A 20,162-nucleotide genomic window follows, 5' to 3' on the forward strand; every position below is an offset into this window, starting at 1 on the left:
TCCGGTTCACCTCCCATGCCCCCTCTTCCCCGCCCGGGCGTCGACCGGCTGCGTATCGCCGCGCTGGTCGCCGCCTTGCTGCTTGCTGCCTGCACGATCACACCGCCCCCGTCGCTGCGCTCGGTCCTGACGATTCCGTCGGTCATCCGCAGCGCAAATCGCGACCAGTACCGCGTGGAAGTCGCGCAATGCGTCGCCGAGCACAATCCGTCCGGCGTATCGCACGGGACGCCGCAGGCGATGCTGCGTTCGCTCGTCGTTGTCGCGTTCACCGTCGATCGCACCGGCCGCCTCGTCAACGCATCCGTCTATCGCAGCAACGGCGACAGCGAAGCGGAAGCGCTCGCGCTCGCGTCGCTGCGCCGCTCGGCACCGCTGCCGCCACCGCCATCGAAGCTGCTCGACGGCAATGGTCGGGTCGAGATGATGGAAGGCTGGCTGTTCAACGATGACGGCCACTTCCAGTTGCAAAGCACCGCGTCGGCGCAGGCGCAATCGCTCGACTGACCTCGCGCCGCGTGCAATTGCCGCTACGTCGCGGCGCTGGCTATAATTTTCCGCAATCGCGCGGCCACCCTCCCGCGCATGCGTTCGCGCGCCGCACCCGGCATGCGACTACGCCGGCACCGGGCGGCGGCGACCTATCCGTCTCCATCGTCGACCGGCGGATGACGTCCGCGCCACGGCGCGCGTCCACCCCGCTGCTGCATCGTCCGCTCGGCTGCTCCCGGCAGGCGTCCGCCTGCCCGAGCACACGCTCAGCCGACCGCCCCAATGAAAAAACGGAGACATCCATGTCCGCATCTCCCCCGGCCGTTGCACACGCAACCGGTTCGGCCGGCGCCGTCAGCCACCGGCGCATCGTGTTCGCAAGCTTCATCGGCACCGCGATCGAGTTCTACGACTTCTACGTGTACGCGACCGCCGCGGCACTCGTCATCGGTCCCGTGTTCTTCCCGCACGGCTCCGCGACCGCACAGGCGCTGTCTGCATTCGTCACGTTCGGCATCGCCTTCATCGCACGGCCGATCGGTTCGTTCCTGTTCGGCCATTTCGGCGACCGCATCGGCCGCAAATCGACGCTCGTCGCATCGCTGCTGGTCATGGGCGTGTCCACCACCGCGATCGGTTTCGTGCCCGGCTACGACACGATCGGCGCGCTCGCGCCGGTGCTGCTGTGCGTGCTGCGCTTCGGCCAGGGGATCGGCCTCGGCGGCGAATGGGGCGGCGCGGCGCTGCTCGCGACCGAGCACGCGCCGCAAGGCAAGCGCGGCTGGTTCGGGATGTTCCCGCAACTTGGGCCGTCGGTCGGCTTTCTGATGTCGAACGGGCTGTTCTTCGCGCTCGCGCTGTCGCTGTCCGACGAACAGTTCCGCAGCTGGGGCTGGCGCATCCCGTTCCTCGTGAGCGCGGTGCTCGTCGCACTCGGCCTGTACGTGCGGCTGAAGATCACCGAGACGCCGGCGTTCCAGGCCGCGCTCGACCGCAACGAGCGCGTGCGCGTGCCGGTCGCGACGCTCGTCTCGCAACACTGGCGGCCGACGCTGCTCGGCGCGCTCGCGATGGTGGTCTGCTACACGCTGTTCTATATCTCGACGGTGTTCTCGCTGTCGTACGGCGTGTCGACGCTGCATATTCCACGCCAGGGTTTCCTCGGCCTGCTGTGCTTCGCGGTGGTGTTCATGGGGCTCGCGACGCCGCTTTCGGCGTGGGCCTCGGATCGCTTCGGCCGCAAGCCGGTGCTGGTCGTGGGCGCGATCGCCGCACTGCTGTCCGGCTTCGCGATGGAACCGCTGCTCGGCAGCGGTTCGATGCCGCTCGTCGCCTTGTTCCTGACGCTCGAGCTGTTCCTGATGGGCGTGACGTTCGCGCCGATGGGTGCGTTGCTGCCCGAGCTGTTCCCGACCAACGTCCGCTATACGGGCGCGGGCGTCGCGTACAACCTCGGCGGGATCCTCGGTGCGTCGATCGCGCCGTACATCGCTCAGTTGCTCGCCGCGCACGGCGGCCTGTCGTGGGTCGGCGGATACGTGTCGGTGGCGGCGGCGATCAGCCTGAGCGGCGTGCTGCTGATGCGCGAAACCCGCGACGCCTCGCTCGTCTGAGCCTGCGGGACGACCCGGGTTGTGCGACGAGGGGCGCTGCCTATGCTCGATCCCGGGTGCGCCGCCGCGCGCCCCCCGGGATCCGTCCCTGAAGGAGCCGCCGCGATGACCATCCTTCTCGACAACGCCGACCTCGTCCTGATCCTGGCGCTCGCGCCGGGCGGTGCTCTGCTGCTCGCGGCACGCTTTCGGCCGAAAACCTGGCGCGGTTTGCTGTTCGAGGCGCTGCTCGCCAACCTGGCAGCCATCGCCGCGGTGATCACGGTCGAAGCGCTGCTCGCCTGAACGCCCGGCCCCGCTTCCCCGGGGCCGGTTCACGTGAATAGCGGCTTGCGCAGACCCTAGGCCGTCAGCCGATCACGCAACGCGCCATAGACCGGGCCGACCGCATCGATCGCGTCGAGGGCCTGTTCAACCGACGGCGGCACGCCCGGCTCGCCGATCGACAGCGCATTCGGCGCGCCGCCGATGCCGCAATGGTGGCGCGACGTCGCGACGAAAATCATCACGGTCGGGCGCTTCAGGGCATGCGCCATGTGCACGAATCCTGTATCGACGCCCACCACGAGCGCGGCCCGGCCGATCGCCGCGCCCAGTTCCCGCACCGACATCGCCGGCAGCACGATCGCGCCCGGCGCGCGCGCGGCAATGTCCTGCGCATCGTCATGTTCGGCCGCCGATCCCCAAGGCAGCAGCACGCGCACGCCGCGCGCCATCATCTGCGTGGCCAGCGCGGCCCAGTGGTCGGCCGGCCATTGCTTGTCAGGATTGGAGGTCGCGTGAAACAGCAGCATGAACGGCGCACCGTCGGTCACGGCGGCCGGCAGTGTCACATCCTGCGGCGCGACGATCCCGTACGCGGCGATGCCTTCGGGGACATAGCCCAGCGCCTCGCCGGCGCTCACGCGCATGCCATGCCACGCGTCGCAGTCCGGCCTGGGGCCGAAGCGATGCGAGTATGCGAAACGGGCGCCCGTCTCGCCGAGATCCTGCGTCTGGTAGCCGACGCGGCGCGCGGCGCGCGCGAGTGCCGAGATGATCGCGCTCTTGTAGACGCCGTGCAGGTCGATGACGGCGTCGTAGCGGTGCGCGCGCAGCGCGCCGATCGACGCGGAAATCGCCTTCAGGTCGCCGCCGTTCCGGAGCTTCTTGAACCGCCGCAGTGGCGCGCAGAGCACCGCGCTCACACCCGGGTGCCAGCGCACCACCTCGGCGCACGACTCGTCCACGGCCCAATCGACCGTCACGCCCGGAAATGCACGATGGAGGTCCGCGACGACCGGCAGCGTCTGGACGACGTCGCCGAGCGACGTCACTTTCACGATAAGGATGCGTTTCACGTTTCCTGTGGGGAATGGCAGGCCATGCGTCATGCTAACGACGGTTGTCGTGCGCGCACATTACACCATCATTACATTTGCAACAAAGTGCATCGCTTTTGTGAAAGTTTGTCGAGCCCCCGGCGCATCCGGTTCTTTTTATAATGCGTTCTTTGCCCTCCCGGCCCGCTGCCGATGCAACGCCTCGCGCTTCCAGCCCTGTTTCCCGCCCTCACCCGCCGCTCGCTGCGGATCTGGCGCCAGTACGGCGTGTTCTGGCTCGGCGCGATTGCCGTGGGCCTCGCGGCCGTCCTGTATGCGCGGCTGATCGACTGGGGCTACGACACCTTCCGCACGATGCGCGACCACGCCGCGTGGCTGCCGCTGCTGCTCACGCCGTCGATCGCAGCGGCATCGGCGTGGGTCACGCGCCGCTTCTTCCGGGGCGCCGAGGGCAGCGGGATCCCGCAGGTCATCGCGACGCTGCATGCGAGCCCGGGCGCATTCGGCGCTCGGCTGCTGACGCTGCGCATCCTGTTCGGCAAGGTGCTGATCTCGTTCATGGGCATCCTCGGCGGCTTCACGATCGGCCGCGAAGGACCGACCGTGCAGGTCGGCGCGGCGCTGATGTTCAACCTGCGGCGCTTCTACCCGCGCTCGAACGCGCAGATCGAACGGCAGCTCGTGCTCGCCGGCGCGGCGGCCGGCCTGTCGGCCGCGTTCAATACGCCGCTCGCCGGGATCGTGTTCGCGATCGAGGAACTGACCCGCAGCTTCTCCGCACGTGCCAGCGGCGTGCTGATCACCGCGATCATTCTCGCGGGCGTGGTCGCACTCGGCCTGAACGGCAACTACACGTACTTCGGCACGATCGACGCCGGCCAGCATTTTCCGAAAATGCTCGCCGTCGCCGTGCTCGTCACCGCGATCGTGACCGGCATCGCGGGCGGCCTCTTCAGCTGGCTGCTGCTCAATACCGGGCGCTGGCTGCCCGCGCGCCTGCTCGGCCTGTATCGCGAGCGCCCGATCGCGTTCGCCGCGCTGTGCGGCTTCGTGATCGCCGTCGTCGGCCTCGTGTCGGGCGGCACGACGTTCGGCAGCGGCTATGCCGAGGCGCGCGGCCTGCTCGACGGCCATGAACAGCTGTCGGTGTTCTATCCGTTCCTGAAGATGGTGTCGATGGTCGCGTCGTACCTGCCGGGCATCCCGGGCGGGATCTTCGCGCCGTCGCTGTCGATCGGCGCCGGGTTCGGCAACCTGCTGCACATCGCGTTCGGCGACATGAGCCTGCCGATGCTGATCGCGCTCGCGATGGTCGGCTACCTCGCGGCGGTCACGCAGTCGCCGATCACGTCGTTCGTGATCGTGATGGAGATGATCAACGGCCATGCGCTCGTGATTTCGCTGATGGCGACCGCGCTGGTGTCGAGCCGCATGGCGCGCTTCTTCGCGCCGCCGCTCTACGAGACGCTCGCGCAGCGCTATCTCGCGCCGCCCGCCGCCGCCGCGGAAACTGCGGCTGCAGCCGCTGCGGCGCCGGCGGCTTCGACTGGCGTCACCGAGCCGCAGGATGCGGCTGCCGCACCCGCCGATCCGCTCGACACGCTGCGCGAGGAAGGCGACGGCGAGCGGCACGCGCAGGGCGGCCCGCGCGACGCCCAGTAGCTCAGTAGATCACCACCGGCGCCGGCCGATAGTAGACAGGCCGCGCCGGCACGACGATACAGCCGGCAAGCGTGATCGCGACGAGCGCGATGGCAATGGCGGTTCGTTTCATCGCACGCCTCCGTCAAGCCCAGTGGCCGCGGGTCCAGAACCAGTTCGGGCCGCGCTGATCCCAGTGGCCCGGCACCCAGTGCATGCCGATACGCTCGGTTTCCCAGTGGCCGCCGATCCAGACGTAGCGACCATGATCCCAGCGCCAGTGACCGCGCTCCCACGCATAGCCGACGCGTGCATCGGGCACGACCTCGTAGCGCACGGGCGGCGGCGCGTTCGGCGCGACGACGACGATTTCCTCGGCGGGCACGGCCACCGGTTCGGCGACGACCATCCGGCCCGACTGCACCAGCACCGGCGCGCCGACGAGGATCTCGTCTGCGCGTGCGGCGAGCGGCGCGGCGACGGCTGACAGGCCCGCGGCGAACAGCGCGAGCGAGACGATACGACGTTGAACAATAGAGACAGCCATCACAACCTCCTGATTGACAATTGACGCGAGCGTCTTCGTTCAATGCGGGAGGTCGACCAACGGCCGACAGACACCGTGTTACGGCGAGCCCGAAAGTGCAACAGGGCGTAAGACGCGCACGGCGGCATGCGCCGCCGTGCGGAGGGACACCAGCAAAGGTCAGGCTTGCGGGATCTCGATCTTTACTTCGAGCACTTCGAGATCGTCCTGACGCTCGAGGCTCACGCGAATGTCATCGTTCGAAATATGGACGTACTTCGAGATGACCGCGACCAGCTCCTTCTGCAGCGCCGGCAGGTAATCGGCCGGCGGCCGGCCGCCGACCCGCTCGTGCGCGATGATGAGCTGCAGGCGCTCCTTCGCGACCGATGCGGACTTCTTCTTCTCGCCGAGGAGAAACGAAAGGATGGACATGGACGGCCTCCGTTACTTGCTGCCGAAGAGGCGCTGCAGCAGGCCCGGCTTCTGGTAATCGGTGAAGCGCAGCGGCTTGTCCTCGCCGAGGAAGCGGGCGACGACGTCCTTGTACGCTTCCGCGACGTCGGTGCCGTCGATATGCACGGCCGGCAGACCCTGGTTCGATGCGTGCAGCACGGCTTCCGATTCGGGCACCACGCCGATCAGCTTGATGCGCAGGATCTCGCTGATGTCCTCGAGCGACAGCATCTCGCCTTCGCTCACGCGCTTCGGGCTGTAACGCGTGATCAGCAGGTGTTCCTTGATCGGATCCTTGCCTTCGGACGCGCGCTTCGTCTTCGACGACAGGATGCCGAGGATGCGGTCCGAGTCGCGCACCGACGACACTTCCGGGTTCGTGACGATCAGCGCTTCGTCCGCGAAGTACATGGCGTGCAGCGCGCCCGCCTCGATACCGGCCGGCGAATCGCAGACGATGTATTCGAAGTCCATCGTGACCAGGTCGTTCAGCACCTTCTCGACGCCGTCACGCGTGAGCGCGTCCTTGTCGCGCGTCTGCGACGCCGGCAGGATGAACAGGTTCTCGCACTTCTTGTCCTTGATCAGCGCCTGGTTCAGGTTCGCTTCGCCCTGGATCACGTTGACGAGGTCATACACCACGCGACGCTCGCAGCCCATGATGAGATCGAGGTTGCGCAGGCCGACGTCGAAGTCGATCACGGCCGTCTTGTGGCCGCGCAGCGCGAGGCCGGACGCGAAGCTCGCGCTGGTCGTCGTCTTGCCCACGCCGCCCTTGCCCGAAGTCACCACGATGATTTTTGCCATTTACCCAATACCCTGTGTTCGTCAATGAGAGCCGATCGATCCGGAGCGTGCCGCGTGAATCACGTCAGGCGCAGCGGTTCGATCATCAGTTTTTCCTCTTCGAGCCGGATCTGTACCGATTTGCCCAGGATGTCGGCGGGCAACGGGTTCTCGGTCGTTCGATAGATACCCGCGATCGAAATCAGTTCCGGTTCGAGACACGTGCAGAAAATGCGCGCGTCGTGATTGCCGTGCACGCCCGCGAGTGCGCGGCCGCGCAACGGCGCGTAGATGTGGATGTTGCCTTCCGCGATGATCTCGGCGCCGTGACTGACCGGCGCAAGCACCACGAGGTCTCCTTTCGCGTAAATCTGCTGTCCCGAACGCAGCGGCCGGTCGATCACCAGCGTCTGGCCGCCCGCCGGAATCGGCGTCGGGGCAGGCTCCAGCGCCGGTTCGGCTGCTACGGCAGCGGCTGCAGCAACGGCAGCCGCCGGCTCCGCTTCGTCGGCCGGCTTCGCGGCCGACACGCGGCGATCGCGCGCCTCGAGCAACGGCAGGCCGGCTTCCCCCGCCCAGCCCTGCGTGGCCAGCGCGACGACGCCCACCGGGCGCATCCGCACGTCGTTCAGCATCTGGCGGATGTCGGCGAGCGCGACACGCTCGCCTTCCGCGAGGCGGCGGACGTCGATCGCAACGACATCATCGGCGAAAAACTCGGGAGTCGCTTCGAAGCGCTTGACCAGTTCGGTACGCAACGCATCGAGATCGGTCGTCTTCACGGTGAACAGCAACGTATCGACCGATCCGCTGCGCAGCTCGAAGAATGGCGATTTTTTAAGCGACATGGACACTCTGCAAAAAATTTTTGCGTATTTTACAGGCGTCCACGCGTGCGGCCATTATTTTTGGGGAACCGGGTGGCAACGGTCGCGGCGAGCGCGCAACCGGCAGGCGGGCAGCCGGACGGGCGGCGGGGCCTTCATCGCGCCGGGCGGCCCGCGCGTGCATGCGTCACGGCGTGTTGAAGTGCGACACGAACAACGACTTCATCGCGCCGGGCATCCGCACGATCGGCGCATGCTCGCCCGTGTTGCCGAAACCCGCGCGTTCGTAGAAACGGATCGCGTTGCGGTTCGCATCGGCGATCCATGCGTAGACGTCCTGCGCACCGCGTTCGGCCAGCCACGCGGTGGCCGTTTCGAGCAGCAGCACGCCGCCGCGCAGGTGGCGGACCGCGTGCGCGACCCACAGCTCGCTGACGAACGCGCGCCGTTCGGGCGTATTGTCGAAATACGCGCCGATCATGCCGGCCGGATGGCCTTCGGTGTACAGCAGGAAAGTCGTCGACTCGTCGGACACGGCACGCAGCGCGGCGATGGCCGCCGCCGCGTCGGAATCGACGTTCAGCAATTCGGCCTCCGGCGCTTCGCCGGGCGCGTAGGGCTCACGCAGCGATGCGGCGCGGAGTTCGCGATACACACCGCCCTGGTCGGCAGCGATACGACGAACGGTCAAGGTCGAACTCATGCAGGCACAGCCCCCTTCGGACAGCAAGCTAGTAGCTTCAACCGAAAGCGGGGCATGAGTCAAATCGTTATTTTCAAATGACAGCGCGGATCGAAAGGCAGCAGGTGCCGCGCACGCGCGGGTGTGCAGGTGCAGCATCGGCGCGGCGAGCGCAAAGACGCATGGCACGCAGAACCGCGACGCCGGACGCATCGCCCCGCTCGCCTTGTCATGCACGGCATTCATGCGGCGAAGGGCCGGCGTTACGTCGCCGCGGCCGTCAGATCAGCACGCAAAAGAGCGGTGCCGCCGCGTGCCGTCACGCCATGCTTATTGCATTGCAACATTTGTTGCAGACCGCCCTCCCGTTGCGCGCGTGTCGCGTCACGCATTCATCTGACGAGAACGTCGGTCGCATGAACGTATCGTGCATCTGCCGGCCTGTTTCAATCCCCCCCTTTCCGGCCCTTCCCGACCCGCGTCATTCACGGCCCGCCGTTTGGAGCTTCACGCCTAGCGCCAGAGTTTGGAAAGCGTGCGCGACGGTCGTATAACTGGCACAACCGGACCACCGATCCGGTGCCGCGTGCCGTGCCGCGGACCGACAACGATTCGAACGACGATAACGCGTACCCGGGGCCGCCGCGCCCGCAAGCGCAGGCGCCGGCCCCAATAGGAGGGAGACAATGGCAATGACCGACGAATCAGCCCCTGGCTGGTCGGATGGCAAACGTTATCTGTGGCTGCTCGGCGCGGTGACGATCACGCTGCCGATCCTCTCGGCCCAGCTCGCGCTGTCGACGGGTTTTCACGTGTTCTGGTGGTTCGGCCCGCTGTTCGCGTTCGGCGTGATTCCGGTCCTCGACACGCTGATCGGCGACGATCGCGACAATCCGCCCGAAGCCGTCGTCCCGCACCTCGAACGGGTGCGCTACTACCGCTACATCGTCTATCTCGCGACACTGGTCGAATACATCGCGTTCTTCATGTGCGCGTGGATCGTCGGCACGCATGCGCTCGCGTGGTACGACTACGCCGGCTTCGCGCTGTCGCTCGGTGCCGCGACGGGCATCTCGATCAACACCGCGCACGAACTCGGGCACAAGACCAACCGCTTCGAGCGCTGGCTCGCGAAAGTCACGCTCGCGCCGGTTGCGTACGGGCATTTCTTCGTCGAGCACAACCGCGGCCATCACGTGCGCGTCGCGACGGCCGAGGACCCGGCGAGCGCGCGCTACGGCGAATCGTTCTGGGCCTTCCTGCCGCGCACGGTGACGGGCAGCATCCGCTCGGCGTGGCGGCTCGAAACGACGCGTCTCGAGCGGCTCGGGCATTCGCCGTGGACCTGGCGCAACGAGGTGCTGCACGCGTGGGCGATGACCGCCGTCGTGTGGGGCATCGCGATCGCCATGGCCGGCAAGGTCGTGATCCCGTTCCTCGTGATCCAGGCCGTGTACGGTGCGTCGCTGCTCGAAGTCGTCAACTACGTCGAGCACTACGGGCTCGGCCGCCGCAAGCTGCCGAGCGGCCGCTACGAACGCTGCACGCCGCAGCATTCGTGGAACAGCAATCACGTCGTCACCAACCTGTTCCTGTACCAGTTGCAGCGGCACGCCGACCATCACGCGAACCCGACGCGCTCGTACCAGGCGCTGCGCCACTTCGACGACTCGCCGCAACTGCCGGCCGGCTATGCGACGATGATCCTGTTCGCCTATGTGCCGCCGCTCTGGTATCGCGTGATGAATCCGCGGGTCGTCGCGCACTACGGCGACAACATGGCGCAGTCGAACATCAAGCCATCGATCCGCGCGCGCGTGCTCGCGCGGTATCCGGCCGCGTCGTGATGCACGACAGCGCGCTCCCGGTCGGCGAGATCGTCGCAGCCGGCCGCGTCGACGTCACGCGTGAGGTCGACGCCCACCGTTAAACGGCGCGCGAAACGAAGGCTGAAGCGGGAAAGCGGCGGCGTGAATCCCGTGGGCGAGCGAGATGTTAGTGATGATCCGGCGACGATCAGAAGCGGGGCGCCGGCAAGCAAATGCCGGACGGAGCGCATGCCTGTGCTATCGGGCATCGGCATCGACGCAGCCCCGCCTTGCCACGTTCACCACAGCACGACCCAAACGAAAAACCCCGTGATCCTTCCGGATCACGGGGCTTCGTATTTTGGCGGAGAGGGTGGGATTCGAACCCACGGTACGGGGAAACCGTACGCCTGATTTCGAGTCAGGTACATTCGACCACTCTGCCACCTCTCCTTCCTGCTTCATTTCCCGGTTGGTCGTGTCCGGGAAAGAAAAGATTATAGAACGATCTCTTTGAACCTCACAAGCCCTTTTTTCAAATTTTTTGCGAGGCCTTCGAAAACCGATCGCGGAGCAATCTCACGACGCCTGTACAGGCGCTTCGATTCGCTCCATGCCGCCCATGTACGGACGCAGCGCCTCCGGCACCGTGACCGAACCGTCGGCATTCTGATAATTCTCGAGCACCGCGACGAGCGTGCGGCCGACCGCGAGGCCGGAGCCGTTCAGCGTATGCACGAGCTCCGGCTTGCCTTGCGCGTTGCGGAAACGCGCCTGCATCCGGCGCGCCTGGAACGCCTCGGTGTTCGAGCAGCTCGAGATCTCGCGATAGGTGTTCTGCGCGGGCAGCCACACTTCGAGGTCGAACGTCTTCGCGGCCGAGAAACCCATGTCGCCCGTGCACAGCGTGATCACGCGGTACGGCAGGCCGAGCTTCTGCAGGATCGCTTCAGCGTGGCCGACCATCTCGTCGAGCGCCGCGTACGATGCGTCGGGCGCGACGACCTGGACCATCTCGACCTTGTCGAACTGGTGCTGGCGGATCATCCCGCGCGTGTCGCGGCCGTAAGAGCCGGCTTCCGAGCGGAAGCACGGCGAATGCGCGGTCAGCTTGATCGGCAGCGCGGCGCCTTCGACGATCGACTCGCGCACGGTGTTCGTCAGCGAAATTTCGGACGTCGAGATCAGGTATTGCGTGATCGTGTTCTCGGCGCCGCCCTTCTCGACACGGAACATGTCGTCCGCGAACTTCGGCAGCTGGCCCGTGCCGTACAGGATCTCGGGGTTCACGATGTACGGCGTGTACGTCTCGCTGTAGCCGTGCTGCAGCGTGTGCGTGTCGATCATGAACTGCGCGAGCGCGCGATGCAGGCGTGCGATCGCGCCGCGCAGCATCGTGAAGCGTGCGCCGGCGAGCTTCGCGCCGGTTTCGAAATCGAGGCCGAGCGGCGTGCCGACATCGACGTGATCCTTCACCTCGAAGTCGAACTGGCGCGGCGTGCCCCAGCGGCGCACCTCGACGTTGTCGGCCTCGTCGTTGCCGACCGGCACGCTTTCGTGCGCGATGTTCGGCATGCCCAGCATCAGGTCTGACAGGCGCGCCTGGATCTCGCCGAGCGTCGCTTCCGACGCCTTCATCTCGTCACCGATCCCGCCGACTTCGGCCATCACGGCCGACGTGTCCTCGCCCTTCCCCTTCATCGCGCCGATCTGCTTCGACAGGCTGTTGCGGCGCGCCTGAAGCTCTTCGGTACGGGTCTGGATCGCGCGGCGTTCCGCTTCGAGTGCGGAAAACGCGGCGACGTCGAGGGTGTAGCCGCGATCGGCGAGGCGCTTCGCGACGCCGTCGAGGTCTTTGCGCAGCAACTGGATGTCGAGCATGGGAGGACTTGGAAAATCGTTGTGTAAGACGGGAATTCTAACGCACCGCGGGGCCGCCACGGCACTGGCCGGATGGACAGTGCCGCAAACGCGCGACGGGCGTGGCAGTATCGCATTGTCGGCCTGCGCGTCGGCACCCGGCGAGGCGCGCCGTGCGATGCCGCCGCGCCGCGCGCAACGGCCGCCCCGGCCGGGCGCAACGCGGCGGGCAACGCACCCGCCTTCGCATCACCATCACCCGAGGGAACCCGATGGCCATCGAACTGGACAAGGATGTCCGCGACCGCGCGATCGCGTCGCTGCAACGCTATTTCACAGAAAACATGGACGAGCCGATCGGCAACATCCAGGCCGGCGCGCTGCTGCACTTCTTCGTCGAGGAAATCGCGCCGGCGATCTACAACCTCGCGATCGCCGATGCGCAGGAGCGCCTGCACGCACGGGTCGCCGAACTCGACATCGAATGCCACGAGGAGCCGTTCGAATACTGGAAGAAGCAGCCGGGCCGCAGGCGCTGACGCGCTCCAGACGGCGCCGGCCACCCGGCCGCGCTTGGCCGGTCAGTCCTTCTTGCCGGCCTCGCGGTCGAGTTCGCGCAGCCACGCGAGCTTGTCGGCGATCTTCGATTCGAGCCCGCGCGGCACCGGCTTGTACCAGCGCGGCTCACGCATCCCCTCCGGCAGGTAGGTCTCGCCGGCTGCATAGGCGTTCGGCTCGTCGTGCGCGTAGCGATACGCATGACCGTAGCCGAGTTCCTTCATCAGCTTGGTCGGCGCATTGCGCAGATGCACGGGCACCTCGCGCGACTTGTCCTGCTTCACGAACGCCATTGCCTGGTTGAACGCGTTGTAGCCCGCGTTGCTCTTCGCCGCGCACGCGAGATAGATCACCGCCTGCCCGAGCGCCAGCTCGCCTTCGGGCGAGCCGAGCCGCTCGTAGGTCTCGGCCGCGTCGTTCGCGACCTGCAGCGCACGTGGATCGGCGAGACCGATGTCTTCCCACGCCATCCGCACGATCCGCCGCGCGAGATATTTCGGGTCCGCGCCGCCGTCGATCATCCGGCAGAACCAGTACAGCGCGCCGTCCGGGCTCGAACCGCGCACCGACTTGTGCAGCGCCGAGATCTGGTCGTAGAAATTGTCGCCGCCCTTGTCGAAGCGCCGCGCGTTCAGCGTCATCGCGCTGCTGACGAAATCGGCATCGATGGTCGTGACCCGGGCGGACGAGGCGGCCGTCTGCGCCTGCTCGAGCAGGTTCAGGAAGCGCCGCGCGTCGCCGTCCGCGTAACCGATGAGCGTATCGATCGCCTTGTCGTCGAACGCGAGGCCGTCGAGCGCGATTTCCTGCGCGCGCTTGAGCAGCTGACGCATCTCGTCGTCGTTCAGCGACTGCAGCACGTACACCTGCGCCCGCGACAGCAGCGCCGAATTGACTTCGAAGCTCGGGTTCTCGGTCGTCGCGCCGATGAAGGTCACGAGCCCCGACTCGACGAACGGCAGCAGCGCATCCTGCTGCCCCTTGTTGAAGCGGTGGATTTCGTCGACGAACAGGATCGTGTGGCGGCCGGTGCGGTTCAGCGTGTCCTTCGCCTGCTCCATCGACTCGCGGATGTCCTTCACGCCGCCGAGCACCGCGGACAGCGCGATGAACTCGCAGTCGAACGCGAGCGCGGTGAGGCGCGCGAGCGTCGTCTTGCCGACGCCGGGCGGCCCCCACAGGATCATCGAATGCGGCTTGCCGGATTCGAACGCGAGCCGCAGCGGCTTGCCTTCGCCCAGCAGGTGCGTCTGGCCGATCACCTCGGCGAGCGTCTTCGGCCGCAGCGCCTCGGCGAGCGGCCGGCGCGGCTCGACTTGAAACAGGTCGGACATGAACCCTCGCTCCCGATCAAACAATGGCGGCCGAACCGGCCGCCGGACCCGACATTATGACAGCCGCACGACTGCGCCGCCGCGCCCGGTGCCCGCCCGGAAACGACACGGGCCTGCCGTCGCCGGCAGGCCCGTGTCGGGAAAACGGTGCGGCGCCGGTCAGCCGTTGATCACGTCCGCGCCCTTCGGCACGACGAACTTGAACGTATCGCCCTTCAGCGGCGGGTTCGTCTGGATGTTCGTGAACGTGAGCAGCGTGACGTTGCCGAACACGTCGTGCAGCTCCATCGCGGCGAGCGTGCCATTGCGGAAGCCGATGCCGATCCGCTGGAATTGCGTGTCCTGCGCCTTCGGCAGCATCTCGAGCCACTCGATGCCGCCCTTCTCGCCGGCATCGCGCAGCGTGTAGTTCTTGTCGAGATCGTTGCTGCCGAACAGGATCGCGGCCGGGCTCGCGCCCAGCGCGCCGTTCAGCTTGCGCTCGGTGACCTGGTTCAGGTCGCGGTCGTACACGTAGAGCTTGTCGCCGTCGGCCTGCAGCACCTGCTGGTACGGTTTCTGGTACGTCCAGATGAACTTGCCCGGACGCGAGAACACGAACGTGCCGCTCGAATTGTCGTTCGGCTTCGGCGCGGCCTGCGCAGCGCTCGCGCCCTTGGCCGGGGCCTTGACGATCTGCTGCGTGAAGTCGCCTTTCGCCGAACGCACCTGCGACACGAAGGCCTTCAGTTGTTCGGTGCCGCCCGCGAACGCGTGCGTCGCCGCGAGCATCAGCGATGCGCCGGCGAACGCCGCGCCGAGCCAGCGCCGCGTCGAACGAAGGGAAGGAACGAACGAAAGTTGCTGCATGATGCGGTTTTCTCCCTGGGTGGCCGGCGCCGCGGGCGCCGCGGACTCATTCCGCGTCGCGCGCCGGCACAAGAATTTCGCGGTTGCCGCTCGACGACATCGCCGACACGAGCCCCGACTGTTCCATCTGTTCGAGCAGCCGCGCCGCGCGGTTATAGCCGATCCGCAGATGGCGCTGCACGAGCGAAATCGATGCGCGGCGATTCTTGATGACGATCTCGACTGCCTGGTCATACAGCGGATCAGACTCGCCGCCGCCTTCGCCGGTTCCCGCACCGGCCGAACCCTCGTCGCCGTCGGCGGTGCCGCCCTCGAGCAGCCCTTCGACGTAGTTCGGCTCGCCGTGCTCCTTGAGCTTCTCGACGACGCGATGCACTTCGTCGTCGGCGACGAACGCGCCGTGCACGCGCACGGGCAGCCCGGTGCCCGGCGGCAGGTACAGCATGTCGCCCATCCCGAGCAGCGATTCGGCGCCCATCTGGTCGAGAATCGTGCGCGAGTCGATCTTCGACGACACCTGGAACGCGATCCGCGTCGGCACGTTCGCCTTGATCAGGCCGGTGATCACGTCGACGGACGGGCGCTGCGTCGCGAGGATCAGGTGGATGCCGGCCGCACGCGCCTTCTGCGCGATCCGCGCGATCAGCTCCTCGACCTTCTTGCCGACGACCATCATCAGGTCGGCCAGTTCGTCGATCACGACGACGATGTTCGGCAGGCGGCCGAGCGGTTCGGGATCGTCCGGCGTCAGGCTGAACGGATTCGGAATCTTTTCCTCGCGTTTCGCCGCGTCGTCGATCTTGTTGTTGTAGCCGGCGAGGTTGCGCACGCCGAGCTTGCTCATCAGCTTGTAGCGGCGCTCCATCTCCGCGACCGTCCAGTTCAGCGCATGGCCGGCCTGGCGCATGTCGGTGACGACCGGGCACAGCAGGTGCGGAATGCCTTCGTAGACGCTCATTTCGAGCATCTTCGGATCGATCAGGATCAGGCGCACCTGCTCGGCGGTCGCCTTGTACAGCAGCGACAGGATCATCGCGTTGATCCCGACCGACTTGCCCGAACCGGTCGTGCCGGCGACCAGCAGGTGCGGCATCTTCGCGAGATCCGCGCACACCGGCTTGCCGCCGATGTCCTTGCCGAGGCTCAGGGTCAGCGCCGACGACGCCGCCGCATAGACCTCCGAGCCGATGATCTCGGACAGGTGCACCGTCTGGCGGCGCTGGTTCGGCAGCTCGAGCGCCATGTAGTTCTTGCCGGGGATCGTCTCGACCACGCGGATCGACACGAGCGACAGCGAACGCGCGAGATCCTTCGCGAGGTTGACGATCTGGCTGCCCTTCACGCCGGTGGCCGGCTCGATCTCGTAGCGCGTGACGACCGGGCCCGGATACGCGGCGACAACGCTCGCCTCGACGCCGAAGTCCTTCAGCTTCTTCTCGATCAGGCGCGACGTGAATTCGAGCGTATCGGCGGAAATCGCTTCCTGCGTCTTCGGCGCGGGATCGAGCAACGACACCGGCGGCAGCGTCGAATCGCCCGGCAGGTCGGTGAAGAGCGGCACCTGGCGCTCGCGCTCGACGCGCTCGGACTTCGCCGGCGTGACGACCGGCGGCACGATCGTCACGGGCTCGTGATCCTCGATGCGCACGCGCTCCTCCTCGACCTTGCCTTCGCGGCGCACGGCCGCGGCCTCGCCGAGCCTGCGGTCGCGCTCGGCCTCGCGGCGCAGCTTCGCGACGTTGACGGCGGACAGGATCGCGCCGCCGACGCGCTCGGCGACCGACAGCCACGAGAAGCGGAAGTACAGCGACAGGCCGATCGCGAGTGCGATCAGGAGCAGCAGCGTGCCGCCCGTGAAGCCGAACGCGTGCGACATCGCACCCGCCACGGCCTCGCCGATCACACCGCCCGGCGCACGCGGCAACTGCACCTTCAGCGACCACATCCGCAGCGCCTCGATGCCGTCGCACGCGAGCACGACGAGCACGAACGCGAGGATCTCGGTGAGCCAGCCGATCGGCCGCTCGGGTTCGTCGACGGCCGCCTCGTGACGCGTGATGCGCCGGTAGTTGACCGCGATGCGCCGCCCGAGCGGCACGATCAGCCAGTAGGCCGACAGGCCGAACAGCAGCAAGATGATGTCGGCCGTCCACGCGCCGACGCGGCCGGCCCAGTTCGAGATGTGGTCCACCTGCGCGGCGTGCGTCCAGCTCGGATCGCGCCGGCTGTAGCTCAACAGGGCCATCACCAGAAAAGCGCAGAGCGCGACCTGGAGAATCCAGCGGATCTCCGTGAGGAGCTTCGACATCCGGTGCGGCAACGCCTGTGCCTGGGCGGAATAAGGAGCTTTTGCCATGAATCCGTATAAAGAGGACGGGCCGCGCGCCCGCCTGTCGTTCGATCGCGCTTATTGTAAACGCTGCACCGGGGCGTCAAGTGTAAATGACGGTTACATAACAGGGCCGGGGTGCCTGGCGCGCACACCGCACATGCGACGCGTATCGCCGACAGGCGCGCGGCGCCCGGCTGCGGCAATGCGCCGCCACGGGCGGCGGCCGCCGTGCCTCGCCCGCCCTGCCCGCCCCGCCGCCGCGGGCCGGCCACCGGGGAACGCTATCGCCACGATTGAAACTCTCGTTCGGCAGCGCAGCAACGGGGCCTTTATAATGCGCGTCTGATACCCATCTATGACGGCATCCCGGTCAACCCGGATCGTCCGGCGAGCCTTACCCCGCCCGCCGCGGCCGCCTTTTACGGATTCGCACATGCCCACGCCCAAACACGCCAAAGTCCTGATTCTCGGTTCCGGCCCCGCCGGCTACACGGCTGCCGTCTACGCGGCACGCGCCAACCTGTCCCCGGTGCTGATCACCGGCATCGCGCAGGGCGGCCAGCTGATGACCACGACCGACGTCGAAAACTGGCCGGCGGACGCGAGGGGCGTGCAAGGCCCGGAACTGATGACGCGCTTCCAGGAGCACGCCGAGCGCTTCAACACCGAAATCGTATTCGACCACATCCACACCGCGAAGCTGCACGAACAGCCGATCCGGCTGATCGGCGATTCGGGCGAATACACGTGCGACTCGCTGATCATCGCGACCGGCGCGTCCGCGCAGTATCTCGGCCTGGCTTCCGAGGAAGCGTTCATGGGCAAGGGCGTGTCGGCCTGCGCGACCTGCGACGGCTTCTTCTATCGCAACCAGGAAGTCGCGGTGATCGGCGGCGGCAACACGGCCGTCGAGGAAGCGCTCTACCTGACGGGCATCGCGAAGAAGGTCACGGTGATCCACCGCCGCGACAAGTTCCGCGCCGAGCCGATCCTGATCGACCGCCTGCTCGAGAAGGAAAAGGAAGGCGTCGTCGACATCAAGTGGGATCACGTGCTCGACGAAGTGACGGGCGAGGAGTCGGGCGTCACGGGCCTGCGCATCAAGAACGTGAAGACCGGCGAGAAGCAGGACCTTAACGTGCAGGGCGTATTCGTCGCGATCGGCCACAAGCCGAACACCGACCTGTTCCAGGGCCAGCTCGAGATGAAGGACGGCTACATCCTGACGAAGAGCGGCCTGCACGGCAACGCGACGTCGACCAGCGTGCCGGGCGTGTTCGCCGCGGGCGACGTGCAGGACAACGTGTACCGCCAGGCGATCACGAGCGCCGGCACGGGCTGCATGGCCGCGCTCGACGCGCAGCGCTACCTCGAAAGCCTGCACGACAAGAAGTAAGCGTCAAGCCTTCGCGCGCCGGGCGCTACAATGGCGTCCGCTGCCGCGAAGCGGGCTTGACCGGAAAGCCGCTGCCGCCGCGCAGCGGCTTTTTTTGTGCCCGCGCGTCCGAACGCGCCTGCCCGGTTACCGAATCATGGCGAAGAACCAGCCCCATCCGAGCGATCCCGCGAAGCGGCAGATCGCCGCCCGTCCCGCGAACCCGGCGCCCGCCGCGCCGGCGCCCGCCCCCGATCCCGCCGTGTTGCGCGGCCAGGGGCTCGCGGGCCTCGGCGCGTTGCGCAAGTCGCTGCAAGGCGAAGCCGATCGCCGCGAACGCGAGCGCATCGAAACGGCCAAGGCCGAGCGCAAGGCGGAAGCCGACGCGAACCTGTTCCGCAACGAGATCGGCGCGATCCAGCCGCTCAATGCACCGCCGCGCGCGGCGGCCGGCCGCACGCCGCCCGACCCGGTGCCGAAGCAGACGCAGCGCGACGAGGAAGCCGTGCTGAACGCGACGCTGTCCGACGAATTCGATCCCGAAACGCTGCTCGACAGCGACGACTCGCTGTACTACCACCGCCCCGGCATCAGCCGCGACGTCGTGCGCAAGCTGCGCAGCGGCGCGTGGATCGTGCAGGCGCAGATCGACCTGCACGGGATGCGGCGCGACGAGGCGCGCGATGCGCTCGCCGAGTTCATCCGCGAAGCCGGCAAGAAGGGGCTGCGCTGCCTGCGCGTGATCCACGGCAAGGGACTCGGCTCGATCGGCAAGGAGCCCGTGCTGAAAGGCAAGGTGCGCGCGTGGCTCGTGCAGAAGGAAGAAGTGATCGCGTTCTGCGAGGCGCGCGGCCACGACGGCGGCGCGGGCGCGGTGCTGGTGCTGCTGCAGCCGGTCGCGGCACCCGGCGACCGGGGGCCGCGTGCCGCATCCTAGGCTGACGCTCGCGATCGCGATACTGGAAGCGATCGCCACGCTGGCCTTTGCGATCTCGGGCTTCATCGAGGCGCGCAAGAACCGCCTCGATTCGGTCGGCACGTTCGTCGTGGCGCTCGCCACCGCGTTCGGCGGCGGCACGCTGCGCGACATCCTGCTCGAGCGCCGGCCGTTCTACTGGGTCGTGCACGACGACTACGTGATCGCGATCTTCGTGCTCGCGCTGTTCGCGCCGTTCGTGCTGCGGATGCTGTCGCGGCTGTCGGCCGAGCGGCTGCTGCTGGTGGCCGATGCGATCGGGCTCGGCATCTTCAGCATCTCGGGCACCGCGATCGCGCTCGATGCCGAGATGCCGCGCTTCATCGCGGTGATGATGGGCGTGATCACCGGCGTGGTCGGCGGCATCATCCGCGACGTGCTGTGCAACGACATCCCGCTGATCCTGCGCGATTCGCGGCCGTACGCGACCTGCGCGTTCGTCGGCTGCTGGTTCTACCTGCTGCTCGCATGGCTGCAGTTCGACTCGGTGTACAGCGTGCTGCTCGCGACCGGCTTCATCCTCGTCGCGCGGCTCGCGACGTTCAAGTTCGACGTGCGGCTGCCGCACTGAATCCAGCCATCGCCTGAGCCACGAGAGGCCATTGAAAAGACCCTCGTCGCTGCATGACGGTGATGCGAAAACACGCGATCTGTCACGACACAGTTCTTTACACTTCGCTTTCACGATCGACCGTGCGGTGCTACGTTCCACGCGACAACGGAAA

19 protein-coding genes and 1 tRNA gene are annotated in these 20,162 nt (G+C 67.1%); 9 read left to right on the forward strand and 11 right to left on the reverse strand.

All coding sequences use genetic code 11. From position 1 onward, the window contains the following. Nucleotides 1-15: 15 nt before the first annotated feature. The 3 genes from DIE21_RS05905 (at nucleotide 16) to DIE21_RS05920 (ending at nucleotide 2,390) form a co-directional block, all read left to right on the forward strand. Nucleotides 16-507, forward strand: a complete 492-nt coding sequence (locus tag DIE21_RS05905; RefSeq protein WP_124496808.1) for an energy transducer TonB — start codon at nucleotides 16-18, stop codon at nucleotides 505-507. Between the two features lie 287 nt (nucleotides 508-794). Continuing rightward, entirely contained in the window at nucleotides 795-2,105 is a 1,311-nt protein-coding gene (locus DIE21_RS05915; RefSeq protein WP_124496809.1) for an MFS transporter, read from the forward strand. 105 nt (nucleotides 2,106-2,210) lie between these two features. After that, entirely contained in the window at nucleotides 2,211-2,390 is a 180-nt protein-coding gene (locus tag DIE21_RS05920; RefSeq protein WP_124496810.1) for a hypothetical protein, read from the forward strand. A 56-nt stretch (nucleotides 2,391-2,446) separates the two neighbouring features. Here DIE21_RS05920 and waaC read toward each other — a convergent pair whose 3' ends face one another. Continuing rightward, nucleotides 2,447-3,445, reverse strand: a complete 999-nt coding sequence (gene waaC / locus DIE21_RS05925; protein WP_124496811.1) for a lipopolysaccharide heptosyltransferase I — start codon at nucleotides 3,443-3,445, stop codon at nucleotides 2,447-2,449. Nucleotides 3,446-3,619: 174 nt separating this feature from the next. Here waaC and DIE21_RS05930 point away from each other — a divergent pair, with 174 nt between their 5' ends. Then, on the forward strand, nucleotides 3,620-5,089 hold the full coding sequence (locus DIE21_RS05930) for a chloride channel protein (protein ID WP_124496812.1): 1,470 nt from the start codon (nucleotides 3,620-3,622) through the stop codon (nucleotides 5,087-5,089). A gap of 124 nt (nucleotides 5,090-5,213) precedes the next feature. Here DIE21_RS05930 and DIE21_RS05935 read toward each other — a convergent pair whose 3' ends face one another. The 5 genes from DIE21_RS05935 to DIE21_RS05955 form a co-directional block, all read right to left on the reverse strand. Next, entirely contained in the window at nucleotides 5,214-5,615 is a 402-nt protein-coding gene (locus tag DIE21_RS05935) for a YXWGXW repeat-containing protein (protein WP_124496813.1), read from the reverse strand. A gap of 159 nt (nucleotides 5,616-5,774) precedes the next feature. Beyond that, nucleotides 5,775-6,029: a cell division topological specificity factor MinE gene (gene minE, locus DIE21_RS05940; protein WP_006486661.1), complete on the reverse strand. Its 255-nt coding sequence runs from the start codon at nucleotides 6,027-6,029 to the stop codon at nucleotides 5,775-5,777. Nucleotides 6,030-6,041: 12 nt separating this feature from the next. Further along, on the reverse strand, nucleotides 6,042-6,857 hold the full coding sequence (gene minD, locus DIE21_RS05945; protein WP_124496814.1) for a septum site-determining protein MinD: 816 nt from the start codon (nucleotides 6,855-6,857) through the stop codon (nucleotides 6,042-6,044). 59 nt (nucleotides 6,858-6,916) lie between these two features. After that, nucleotides 6,917-7,684, reverse strand: a complete 768-nt coding sequence (minC, locus tag DIE21_RS05950; protein ID WP_124496815.1) for a septum site-determining protein MinC — start codon at nucleotides 7,682-7,684, stop codon at nucleotides 6,917-6,919. Nucleotides 7,685-7,850: 166 nt separating this feature from the next. Continuing rightward, nucleotides 7,851-8,504 carry a GNAT family N-acetyltransferase gene (locus tag DIE21_RS05955; protein ID WP_260432331.1) on the reverse strand — a complete coding sequence of 218 codons (654 nt, stop codon included), beginning with the start codon at nucleotides 8,502-8,504 and terminating at the stop codon, nucleotides 7,851-7,853. A 527-nt stretch (nucleotides 8,505-9,031) separates the two neighbouring features. Here DIE21_RS05955 and DIE21_RS05960 point away from each other — a divergent pair. Next, nucleotides 9,032-10,192: an alkane 1-monooxygenase gene (locus DIE21_RS05960; RefSeq protein WP_124496816.1), complete on the forward strand. Its 1,161-nt coding sequence runs from the start codon at nucleotides 9,032-9,034 to the stop codon at nucleotides 10,190-10,192. A gap of 323 nt (nucleotides 10,193-10,515) precedes the next feature. Here the strand turns inward: DIE21_RS05960 and DIE21_RS05965 are convergent. Together DIE21_RS05965 and serS are read right to left on the reverse strand one after the other, a co-directional pair. Beyond that, a tRNA-Ser gene (locus DIE21_RS05965) sits at nucleotides 10,516-10,606 on the reverse strand. A 126-nt stretch (nucleotides 10,607-10,732) separates the two neighbouring features. Beyond that, nucleotides 10,733-12,034 carry a serine--tRNA ligase gene (serS, locus tag DIE21_RS05970; protein WP_124496817.1) on the reverse strand — a complete coding sequence of 434 codons (1,302 nt, stop codon included), beginning with the start codon at nucleotides 12,032-12,034 and terminating at the stop codon, nucleotides 10,733-10,735. Nucleotides 12,035-12,285: 251 nt separating this feature from the next. Here serS and DIE21_RS05975 point away from each other — a divergent pair, with 251 nt between their 5' ends. After that, entirely contained in the window at nucleotides 12,286-12,552 is a 267-nt protein-coding gene (locus tag DIE21_RS05975; protein ID WP_124496818.1) for a DUF2164 domain-containing protein, read from the forward strand. Nucleotides 12,553-12,594: 42 nt separating this feature from the next. Here the strand turns inward: DIE21_RS05975 and DIE21_RS05980 are convergent, their stop codons facing one another. From DIE21_RS05980 to DIE21_RS05990, 3 genes are all read right to left on the reverse strand, one after another. Next, nucleotides 12,595-13,905, reverse strand: a complete 1,311-nt coding sequence (locus DIE21_RS05980) for a replication-associated recombination protein A (RefSeq protein ID WP_124496819.1) — start codon at nucleotides 13,903-13,905, stop codon at nucleotides 12,595-12,597. A 159-nt stretch (nucleotides 13,906-14,064) separates the two neighbouring features. Further along, a complete protein-coding gene (gene lolA, locus DIE21_RS05985) occupies nucleotides 14,065-14,754 on the reverse strand; it encodes an outer membrane lipoprotein chaperone LolA (protein WP_124496820.1) in 690 nt (229 codons plus the stop codon). A 46-nt stretch (nucleotides 14,755-14,800) separates the two neighbouring features. Further along, entirely contained in the window at nucleotides 14,801-17,110 is a 2,310-nt protein-coding gene (locus tag DIE21_RS05990; protein ID WP_124496821.1) for a DNA translocase FtsK, read from the reverse strand. Between the two features lie 409 nt (nucleotides 17,111-17,519). Here DIE21_RS05990 and trxB point away from each other — a divergent pair, with 409 nt between their 5' ends. From trxB to DIE21_RS06005, 3 genes are all read left to right on the forward strand, one after another. Next, the gene (gene trxB / locus DIE21_RS05995; RefSeq protein WP_124496822.1) at nucleotides 17,520-18,482 is read left to right on the forward strand and encodes a thioredoxin-disulfide reductase; all 963 of its coding nucleotides are present in this window, start codon (nucleotides 17,520-17,522) and stop codon (nucleotides 18,480-18,482) included. Nucleotides 18,483-18,618: 136 nt separating this feature from the next. Further along, nucleotides 18,619-19,398, forward strand: coding sequence for a Smr/MutS family protein (locus DIE21_RS06000; protein ID WP_124496823.1), 780 nt, complete (start codon nucleotides 18,619-18,621; stop codon nucleotides 19,396-19,398). After that, on the forward strand, nucleotides 19,385-20,008 hold the full coding sequence (locus DIE21_RS06005) for a trimeric intracellular cation channel family protein (RefSeq protein WP_124496824.1): 624 nt from the start codon (nucleotides 19,385-19,387) through the stop codon (nucleotides 20,006-20,008). Before DIE21_RS06000 ends, DIE21_RS06005 begins: the two co-directional genes overlap by 14 nt. The last annotated feature ends 154 nt before the right edge of the window (nucleotides 20,009-20,162 follow it).

The organism is Burkholderia sp. Bp9140, assembly GCF_003853425.1.
In the GTDB taxonomy this organism is placed as follows: domain Bacteria; phylum Pseudomonadota; class Gammaproteobacteria; order Burkholderiales; family Burkholderiaceae; genus Burkholderia.